This window comes from Cellulomonas sp. P5_C6 (genome assembly GCF_054049635.1).
Genome location: NZ_JBFULZ010000179.1, coordinates 1 through 8,581, shown reverse-complemented (window position 1 = coordinate 8,581; position 8,581 = coordinate 1). Strand labels below are relative to the sequence as shown.

At 72.4% G+C, this 8,581-nt stretch carries 10 protein-coding genes and 1 pseudogene; 8 read left to right on the top strand and 3 right to left on the bottom strand.

Going from position 1 to position 8,581, the window contains the following annotated elements:
- Positions 1–135: 135 nt before the first annotated feature.
- The gene (locus tag ACXJKG_RS16795) at positions 136–567 is read right to left on the bottom strand and encodes a nitroreductase family deazaflavin-dependent oxidoreductase (protein WP_456846887.1); all 432 of its coding nucleotides are present in this window, start codon (positions 565–567) and stop codon (positions 136–138) included.
- Between the two features lie 236 nt (positions 568–803).
- On the opposite strand from ACXJKG_RS16795, the gene ACXJKG_RS16790 reads away from it, so the two are divergent.
- Positions 804–1,079: an adhesin gene (locus ACXJKG_RS16790; RefSeq protein WP_456846886.1), complete on the top strand. Its 276-nt coding sequence runs from the start codon at positions 804–806 to the stop codon at positions 1,077–1,079.
- 62 nt (positions 1,080–1,141) lie between these two features.
- Here the strand turns inward: ACXJKG_RS16790 and ACXJKG_RS16785 are convergent, their stop codons facing one another.
- On the bottom strand, positions 1,142–1,762 hold the full coding sequence (locus tag ACXJKG_RS16785; protein ID WP_456846885.1) for an FMN reductase: 621 nt from the start codon (positions 1,760–1,762) through the stop codon (positions 1,142–1,144).
- Between the two features lie 34 nt (positions 1,763–1,796).
- The gene (locus ACXJKG_RS16780) at positions 1,797–2,951 is read right to left on the bottom strand and encodes an LLM class flavin-dependent oxidoreductase (RefSeq protein WP_456846884.1); all 1,155 of its coding nucleotides are present in this window, start codon (positions 2,949–2,951) and stop codon (positions 1,797–1,799) included.
- Positions 2,952–3,099: 148 nt separating this feature from the next.
- Here ACXJKG_RS16780 and ACXJKG_RS16775 point away from each other — a divergent pair, with 148 nt between their 5' ends.
- The 7 genes and pseudogenes from ACXJKG_RS16775 to ACXJKG_RS16745 all read left to right on the top strand — a co-directional run.
- Positions 3,100–4,182: a response regulator gene (locus tag ACXJKG_RS16775; protein WP_456846883.1), complete on the top strand. Its 1,083-nt coding sequence runs from the start codon at positions 3,100–3,102 to the stop codon at positions 4,180–4,182.
- Positions 4,179–5,138, top strand: coding sequence for an ATP-grasp domain-containing protein (locus ACXJKG_RS16770; protein ID WP_456846882.1), 960 nt, complete (start codon positions 4,179–4,181; stop codon positions 5,136–5,138). Before ACXJKG_RS16775 ends, ACXJKG_RS16770 begins: the two co-directional genes overlap by 4 nt.
- Entirely contained in the window at positions 5,135–5,842 is a 708-nt protein-coding gene (locus ACXJKG_RS16765; protein WP_456846881.1) for a PHP domain-containing protein, read from the top strand. Before ACXJKG_RS16770 ends, ACXJKG_RS16765 begins: the two co-directional genes overlap by 4 nt.
- The gene (locus ACXJKG_RS16760; protein ID WP_456846880.1) at positions 5,839–7,323 is read left to right on the top strand and encodes a glycosyltransferase; all 1,485 of its coding nucleotides are present in this window, start codon (positions 5,839–5,841) and stop codon (positions 7,321–7,323) included. Before ACXJKG_RS16765 ends, ACXJKG_RS16760 begins: the two co-directional genes overlap by 4 nt.
- On the top strand, positions 7,320–7,481 hold the full coding sequence (locus tag ACXJKG_RS16755) for a hypothetical protein (RefSeq protein ID WP_456846879.1): 162 nt from the start codon (positions 7,320–7,322) through the stop codon (positions 7,479–7,481). Before ACXJKG_RS16760 ends, ACXJKG_RS16755 begins: the two co-directional genes overlap by 4 nt.
- The gene (locus tag ACXJKG_RS16750; RefSeq protein WP_456846878.1) at positions 7,478–7,828 is read left to right on the top strand and encodes a response regulator; all 351 of its coding nucleotides are present in this window, start codon (positions 7,478–7,480) and stop codon (positions 7,826–7,828) included. Before ACXJKG_RS16755 ends, ACXJKG_RS16750 begins: the two co-directional genes overlap by 4 nt.
- Positions 7,825–8,581 (top strand): annotated as a pseudogene (locus ACXJKG_RS16745) (PAS domain-containing sensor histidine kinase); the annotation flags it as partial. The gene ACXJKG_RS16750 and the pseudogene ACXJKG_RS16745, both read left to right, overlap by 4 nt.

Below are 8,581 nucleotides of genomic sequence, written 5' to 3'. Positions count from 1 at the left end.
AGATCACCTGCTCCGCGTCGGGCACGAGGGCCACGAGCCTGTCGCGGACCACCCGGAGCGCGGCACCCTGAGCCGCCGGGACCAGGTCCAGGTACTCGTCGACGTTCGCCGCCGGATATCCCTCGCGCACCATGGCTACTCCTCCTCGACGCGTGCCGACGACGACCGCCGCGCCGCCGCCCGGACCGGCGCCGCGTCCAGCATGACGAACTCGTCCGCGTCCATGAGGGCGAGCGCGGCACGGATCACCGGCGGCATCCATCGGGCCCCGTCCGGGCCGTGCAGCCGCTGCGGGTCGCTGAGCACGAACGCCTGCCCCCGCCGGACCAGGCGCGCCTCGCCGCCGGCCTCGATGTTCTGCAGCCACTGGACGTCCGGCCCGTAGGTCAGCGCGATCACGATGCCCCGCGGCGTCGTGAAGGCGAAGACTGGTGTGCGGAACCGACGACCGCTGCGGCGGCCGACGTGGTGGAGGGTCGCGAGCGGCGGGAGCCAGTCGGAGAAGCGCTCCATGACCGGGTTGGTGACACGCCGGTTGACGCGCGTGACCCACAGCGGGATCGGCATGCGGTCGACGCTAGCGAAGCGACCGGCAACCGGCGAACGAACCACCACCCACGACACGCGAGAGCGGAGCCTAGGGCCGATGGGCCGTCCAGGCGACCGCCCGACGGGAACGGACGCAGCCGGTCTCACCCAGCGGACCCCGAGTTGCGCCGCCCTCGCGCCCATGGCGACGGTGGAGACGTCCGACGAGCCGCCCCGCAAGGGGTGGCGCCCCCGGCAACGGAAGGAGAGCCATCGTGCTCACCCTGACTGACAGCGCCCGCGACGCCGTGCACACGCTCACCACGAACGCCGGTCTGCCCGACGACACCGGCGGTCTCCKGATCGCCCAGCAGGAGGCGGGCGGCTTCGAGCTCGCGCTCGTCCCGGAGCCCCTCCCGGGCGACGACGTCGTGACGGACGGGTCGACCCGCGTCTACGTCGACCACGAGGCGTCCCTGACGCTCGCGGACCAGCGTCTCGACGTGGAGCCGGCCTCGACCGGGTCCGCGTTCACTCTGAGCCCGCAGTAGCCCCAGCACACGCAAAGACGAAGGGGCCCGACATCTGTCGGGCCCCTTCGTCATGAGAGCGCCTATGCGCCGCCGAGCAGCTGGTCGAACGACGGGACGGCGTCGTACAGGCCCACGGGCGCGGACGGCTCCCGGTCGGCCACCATCTCGGCAAGCTCGCGACCAGCCCGCCGGATCCGGTTCGGCAGCGGGTTGACGTCGTCGCCGCCGCCGTCGGCCCAGTCGTCGGTGGCCGCGAACACGGCCGTGCCGGCGACGTCGGCCCGCAGGTAGGCGAACAGCGGCCGCAGCGCGTACTCGAGCGCGAGCGAGTGCCGCCCGGTGCCGCCCGTCGCGCCCACGAGCACGGGCCGCCCGACGAGGGCGTCCTTGTCGAGGATGTCGACGAACGACTTGAACAGCCCGGAGTACGACGCCGAGAAGATCGGCGTGACGGCGATGACGCCGTCGGCAGCCGTGACCTTCTCGATGACGTCCTTCAGCGGGCCGGAGGCGAAKCCCGAGAGGGTCATGTTGACCACCTCGTGGGCGACGTCGCGCAGCTCCACGGTCTCGACTCGCGCGGTGATGCCGCGGGCGGCGAGCTCGGTGACGGTCGCGTCGGCCAGCCGGTCGGCCAGCAGGCGCGTCGACGAGGGCTGGGACAGCCCGGCCGAGATGACGACGATCGAGCGCTCGCTCATCGCACGTCCCTTCCTGAAGAAGACGAAGAAGTTGTCATGAGGACAGCGAGTCCTCGGCCCGCAGGCCCGTGAAGGTGTCCTCGGCAACGATCTGCTCGTGCACCGTACCTGCCGCCTTGGCGGCGGCGACACGCGAGGCGTGCGACGGCGGGTCAGCCGGCACGTGCGCGGGACGGGCGGACTCGGCCTCGGCGCGCAGCACCGGGACGACCTCCGTCGCGAGGATGTCGATCTGCTCCAGCACGGTCTTCAGCGGGAGACCCGCGTGGTCCATCAGGAACATCTGGCGCTGGTAGTGCCCGACCTGCTCGCGGAACTTCCCGTAGCGGTCGATGACCTCCTGCGGGCTGCCCACGGTCAGCGGGGTGTCGCGCATGAAGTCCTCCATCGACGGACCGTGCCCGTAGACGGGCGCGTTGTCGAAGTAGGGCCGGAACTCCTTGACGGCGTCCTGCGAGTTCTTGCGCATGTACACCTGGCCGCCGAGCCCGACGATGGCCTGGTCGGCCTGGCCGTGCCCGTAGTGCTCGTAGCGCTGGCGGTAGAAGTTGACCATCTGCGCGGCGTGCTCCAGCGGCCAGAAGATCGCGTTGTGCAGGAAACCGTCACCGTAGTACGCGGCCTGCTCGGCGATCTCGGGGCTCCGAATCGAGCCGTGCCAGACGAACGGCGGGACGCCGTCGAGGGGACGCGGGGTCGAGGTGAAGCCCTGCAGCGGGGTGCGGAACTTGCCCTGCCAGTCCACGACGTCCTCCTCCCAGAGGCGGCGCAGCAGGGCGTAGTTCTCGATGGCCAGCGGGATGCCCTGGCGGATGTCCTGACCGAACCACGGGTACACGGGGCCGGTGTTGCCGCGGCCCATCATGAGGTCCATGCGCCCGTCGGAGATGACCTGGAGCATCGCGTACTCCTCGGCCAGGCGCACCGGGTCGTTGGTCGTGATCAGGGTCGTCGCGGTGGACAGGATGATGTTCTTCGTCGTGCCCGCCAGGTAGCCCAGCATGGTGGTGGGCGACGAGGGGACGAACGGCGGGTTGTGGTGCTCGCCCGTCGCGAAGACGTCCAGGCCCGCCTGGTCGGCGTGCTGGGCGATGGTGAGCATGTTGCGCACCCGCTCCGTGTCGTCCGGCGTCCGGCCGGTCGTCGGATCGGTGGTGACGTCGCCGACGGTGAAGATCCCGAACTGCATCTCGCGCCTCGCTAAGTGAAGAGGTCCATGCGTTTGCATGTACTTGCCGCTCAACAGGGGGAGGCCAGCACCTATTCCCCGGTGCGCGGTCGTCCCATCCCTACCTATACCGTGGGAGCACCGGCCGGCGACGGAGGGCAACACACGCGTGACGAACGAGCAGATCAGGGTCCTGGTCGTCGAGGACGACGCCGACACGGCGCAGTACGTGCGCACGGTGCTGGAGCGGCGCGGCGGCATGGACGTGACGGTGGTCCACGAGCCGATGTCCGCGCTGGCCGAGGTGGCGGCACACCAGTTCGACGTGGTGCTGACCGACATCCAGATGCCCGGCATGAGCGGCCTCGAGCTGCTGGGGGAGCTGCGCTCGCGCGCCGCCGGGACGCCCGTCGCGGTCATGACGGCCTTCGCCRGCGTCGACTACGCCGTCGAGGCGCTGCGCCGCGACGCCGACGAGTTCCTGGTCAAGCCCGTCGGCGCGGCGACCCTGCTCGAGCGGATCTCCGCGCTCGCCCTCGAGGGTCGCGTCAAGCGCGACGCCGCCGGCGCCACCGAGACCGTGCTGGCCGTCGGGGCWCACCCSGACGACGTCGAGATCGGSGTCGGCGCSACCCTCGCCTCGCACCGCGCGGCCGGGGACACCGTCGTCATCCTCACGCTGTCCAGCGGGGCCATCGGAGGCGACGTGCAGTCCCGCCGGCACGAGGCGCTCTCGTCGGCCGCGATCATCGGCGCCCGGCTCTACCTGCACGACTACGAGGACACCCGGCTCGATCCCGCAGGCGGCCTCATCACGACCATCGAGGACCTCATCCGCGAGGTCGGGCCGACCATCGTCTACACGCACAGCGAGCACGACCGGCACCAGGACCACCGGGCCGTGCGGCAGGCCGTCGACGTGGCCGCGCGCAAGGTCCCCTCGCTCGCCTGCTTTCAGAGCCCCTCCTCGACTATCGACTTCCGGCCGAGCCGCTTCGTGCCGGTCGACGGCTTCATGGAGGCGAAGCTGCAGATGCTCGCGGCGTTCGCCTCGCAGTCGCACCGCGACTACATGGAGCCGGACCTGGTGCGCGCGACCGCGCGGTACTGGTCGCGCTTCGGCACCGGGCAGTACGTCGAGCCGCTGGAGATGGTGCGCGCGGCGGCGATGCTCAGCGGCAAGGCACGGGCGGCCGGCGTGGTCGCCGTCGAGGATGCCGCCACGATCGACGAGCACGGAGGTCACGCATGAGGGTCCTGGTCACGGGTGCCGGGGGACCGGCCGGGGTCGCGGTGATCCGCTCGTTGCTGCGCCGCGGCGACGTCGAGGTGATCGCCGCCGACATGGACCGCTGGGCCAGCGCGCTCTACCTGGTCGACGCCGCGCACCGGCGGCTCGTGCCCGCAGGCAAGGCCGACGACTTCGTCGACGTCGTGCGCCAGATCGTCCGCGACGACCGCATCGACGTGGTCTTCCCGACGGTGGACGTGGAGCTTCCGCTGCTGGCCGCGGTCCGCGACGACCTGGGTGCGATCCTCGCCTCGCCGGCGCTGGCCACGCTGGAGACCTGCCTCGACAAGCTCGCGCTCGCCCGCGCGTGCGCCCGGACCGTCCGGGTGCCGCGCACCGAGCTGGTCGGCACGCCGCAGGCCGTCTCCGGCTGGGACTTCCCGGTCATCGTCAAGCCACGCCGCGGCGCCGGCTCGCGCGGGGTCCGGCTGGTGGGCTCGCAGGCCGAGCTCGACGCGGTGCACGACGCCGACGAGGACCTCCTGGTCCAGGAGCTGCTGCCGGGCGACGAGTACTCGGTCGACGTCCTGGCCGGCCTCGACGGCACGGTCATCGCCGCCGTGCCTCGCGCGCGCCTGCGGGTGGACTCCGGCGTCGCCGTCGCCGGGGTCACGGTCCACGACGAGGAGCTCATCGAGACGGCGTCGGCGGTCGCGCGTGCCGTCGGGCTGACGACCGTGGCGAACGTGCAGCTCAAGCGCGACGTCGACGGCCGGCCCGCGCTGCTCGAGGTCAACCCCCGGTTCCCCGGCGCGATGCCGCTGACGATCGCGGCGGGCGTGGACATGCCGTCGCTCACGCTCGACGCGGTCTTCGGCCGGCCCGTCCCCGACCACGTCGACTTCCAGGAGATCGCGAACGTGCGCTACCTCGAGGACGTCTTCCTGCCGATCGCCGACGTCCTGCCCCCACGATGAGCCCGTCGACCGACGGCGACCACCACGTCCACTCGACCTTCTCCGACGACGCCGTCAGCACCCCGGCCGAGAACCTCGCGGCCGCGCAGCGCCGGCACCTGCGCGAGATCCGGATGGTCGACCACGTCCGCGTCTCGACGACCTACGTCCCCGAGTTCCTCTCGGTGGTCCGCGCCCTGCCGCGGCTCGAGGGGCTCACGGTCCTGTCCGGCGTCGAGGCCAAGATCCTCGACGCGTCCGGCGCGGTCGACGCCCCGCCCGAGGTGCTCGCCGCCCTCGGCACCGCCCACGGCGCGGACCGCGTGCTGCTGGCCGACCACCAGGTCCCCGGCCCGGACGGACCGTGGAGCCCCCGCGCCACGCGCGAGCGGATCGACGCCGGACTCGCCCCGGCCGACGTGGTCGAGATGCTGGTCACCGCCACGATCCGCGCCATGCAGGCGGTGGGCCGGGCCCAGCTGGCGCACCCGTTCTCGATCCTCCCGAAGATCGGCCTGACCGAGGACGACGTCCCGGACGAGCTGCTCGACGCGCTCGCGGAGGCGGCGGTCGCGACCGGGACGCTCGTCGAGGTCAACGAGAAGTGGCACTGCCCCGGCCCGCGCACCACGGACCGGCTGCGCGCGCGCGGTGTCCCGCTGGTCGCGTCGACGGACGCGCACGACGCGGCCGACGTCGGCGTCTACAGCTGGGTGCGCGGATGAGCGACGTCGGGCGCACCGCCCTCGTCGCCGTCCTGGTCGCGCTCGTCGGCATCGGGGCGATCCCGGTGCTGGCCGGCCTCTACCAGTACCTGCTGGTGCCGGTGCACGCCTTCCGCAACCACCTGCGGCTCGCGGCACCGCACCTGCCGCGCGTGGTCGTCATCGTGCCCGCCTGGAACGAGGGCGCCGTGCTGGCCGCGTCGCTGGACCGGCTCATGGGGCTGGAGTACCCGCCGGACCGGCTCAAGGTGTTCGTGGTCGACGACGCGAGCACCGACGACACCCCCGACGTGGTCCGCGCCAAGGCGGCGGAGTACGACGACCGGATCGTGCACCTGCGCCGCGAGCAGGGCGGCCAGGGCAAGGCCCACACGCTCAACCACGGCATCCGGTCCGCGCTCGCGGACGACTGGATGCAGGCGCTGCTCATCATKGACGMCGACGTCATCTACCGGCCTGACTCGTTGCGCCGGATGACGCGCCACCTGGCCGACGAGAACGTCGGCGCGGTCACCGCGTTCATCCGTGAGGGCAGCAGCAGGCCGGGTAGCGTCGCGCGGTTCATCGGCTACGAGTACGTGACCGCCCAGGCGGCCGCCCGTCGGGCGCAGAACGTGATGGGCGCGATGGCGTGCCTCGCCGGCGGCGCCCAGCTCCACTCGCGCGCCAACCTCGAGGCGGTCGGCGGCCAGGTGGACACGTCCACGCTCGCCGAGGACACGTACACCACCTTCCTCACGCAGCTCAACGGGCGGCGCGTGGTGTTCGAGCCGGCCTCCGTGGTGCTCGCCGAGGAGCCGGACAGCGTGACCGCCCTGTGGAAGCAGCGGGTCCGCTGGGCGCGCGGGAACGTGCAGATCACCCGCAACTTCCGCACGGTCTGGTTCCGACCGTCCCGGACCCACCACCTGGGCAACCTCGACTTCGGGATCATCTGGTTCGCCATCTACCTGCTCCCGGTGGCCATGGTGTTCGCCGCCGTCGGCCTGGTCGGGCTGTACTTCACCGACGGGGTCACGGCCGCGGCGGTGTTCGAGGGCTTCTGGTGGGTGGCCGTCGTCGCGTACGTGTTCATCACCGCCACGACCCTGATGCTCGACCGGGAGACCGCCCGCCGGTCGTGGTTCCAGGGGCTCGCGTTCCCGGGGCTCGGGGCGCTCGTCGTCATGAGCGCGGCCTGGTTCCCCGGGCTCTGGGAGGTCCGCATCCCGGAGCTGCTGGGGCTGGAGATGAGCGCGACGGGCCGGGAGGTCTGGACGCTGACCCTCTACTCCTGGTCGGTGCTGGCGATGGTCCTTGCGTGGCTGGTCAAGCAGCTCGAGCGGGCGCGCCCGGTGCGGTGGCTCGCGCTGCCTCTGCTCTACGTGGTGGGGTTCGGTCCGGTGCTGTGCGCGATCACGCTGGACGCGTACGTGAAGCAGTGGCGGGGCGCGGCGGCCGTGTGGGACAAGACCGAGAAGACAGGACGGGTGATGGGATGAGCGACGAGTCCCGCCGATGGGCGACGCTGACGCCCGACGCCCTCGAGGACGAGATCCGGTCCAACCGGCGGTCGGAGCGCCGGCTGCTGGTCGTTGTCGGCCTGGTGTCCGTGGCGATCACCGTCGCGGCGCTGCTGCTGCACGGGGTCGCCGCGTGAGCCCCCGGGCGCTGGTCGTCGACGACGAGCCCGACGAGCTCGCCCTGATCAGCCGGCACCTGCGCCGGCTCGGCTGCGACGTCGTCGCCACCAAGAGCGCCGAGGAGGCCCTCGGCGACGAGCAGAACCTCGCCGTGGACGTCGCGTTCGTCGACCTCCGGCTGCCGGGCATGGGCGGCTGGGAGCTGGTCGACGTGCTGCGCGTGCGCCGCCCCGGGCTCCCGATCGTCGTCACCTCCGTGCTCGACGCCGACGACTACCCGCCGGTCGAGGCCTGGCTGCCGAAGCCGTTCACGCGCGAGGGCGTGGAGGGCGCGCTGACCCGGGCCCTCGGGGACGCTCCGTGACCAGCCTCTGGGCCGACGAGCCCGAGAACCTCGTCGCCTCCGGCTCGCGCTACCTGCGGCGCCTCGCCCGGCACCTCGGCCCGGAGGGCGGTGTCGTCGAGCGTCAGCTGCCGTTCGTCGGGCTGTTCGCGTTCGCTCTGCTCACGCTCCTGTTCCTGCCGGACGAGAGGATGACCAGCGGGCTGGAGGTCGCGCTCGCCGCCGGCCTGGTCGTCGCGCTGACGCTCGCCGCCCGGCTGCTGCCGTGGAGCGAGTGGCCGGACGGCGCGCAGGACGTGCTGCCGATGCTGCAGTTCGTCGCCGTCGCGCTGCTGCGGGCGGGCACCGGCGGGAGCGGGTCCCCGTACACGACGCTCGCGTTCCTCCCCGTCATCGCCCTCGCGGCGCTGCCCGGCAAGAGACGCGTCGCGCTCGCGTCGATCGGCGTCGCGGGCGTCGTCGCCTCCTCGGTCCTGATCGGCGAGCAGTCGTTCAGCAGCGACACCCTGATCCGGACGGTCTTCGTCACGCTCGCGGCGACCCTCGTCGCGATCACCGTGCACGAGATCACCGACCGGCTGCGGGCCCGCAGCCAGGCGCTGCTGTCGCTGCAGATGGACCAGGCCGTCCTGCTGGACCAGGCCCGCGCCGACGCCGTCGAGCTCGCCCGGGTGGCCGACTCGCGCCGGGCCGCGAGGGACCAGCTGGTCTCGGTGATCGACTCCGCCACCGAGCAGGCCATCATCGCGACCGATGCGACGGGCCTGGTGGAGG

Coding starts and splice junctions, on each gene's coding strand:
- ACXJKG_RS16795 (WP_456846887.1), bottom strand. CDS start 567: ATGCCGATCCCGCTGTGGGTCACGCGCGTCAACCGGCGTGTCACCAAC.
- ACXJKG_RS16780 (WP_456846884.1), bottom strand. CDS start 2,951: ATGCAGTTCGGGATCTTCACCGTCGGCGACGTCACCACCGATCCGACG.
- ACXJKG_RS16770 (WP_456846882.1), top strand. CDS start 4,179: ATGAGGGTCCTGGTCACGGGTGCCGGGGGACCGGCCGGGGTCGCGGTG.
- ACXJKG_RS16765 (WP_456846881.1), top strand. CDS start 5,135: ATGAGCCCGTCGACCGACGGCGACCACCACGTCCACTCGACCTTCTCC.
- ACXJKG_RS16755 (WP_456846879.1), top strand. CDS start 7,320: ATGAGCGACGAGTCCCGCCGATGGGCGACGCTGACGCCCGACGCCCTC.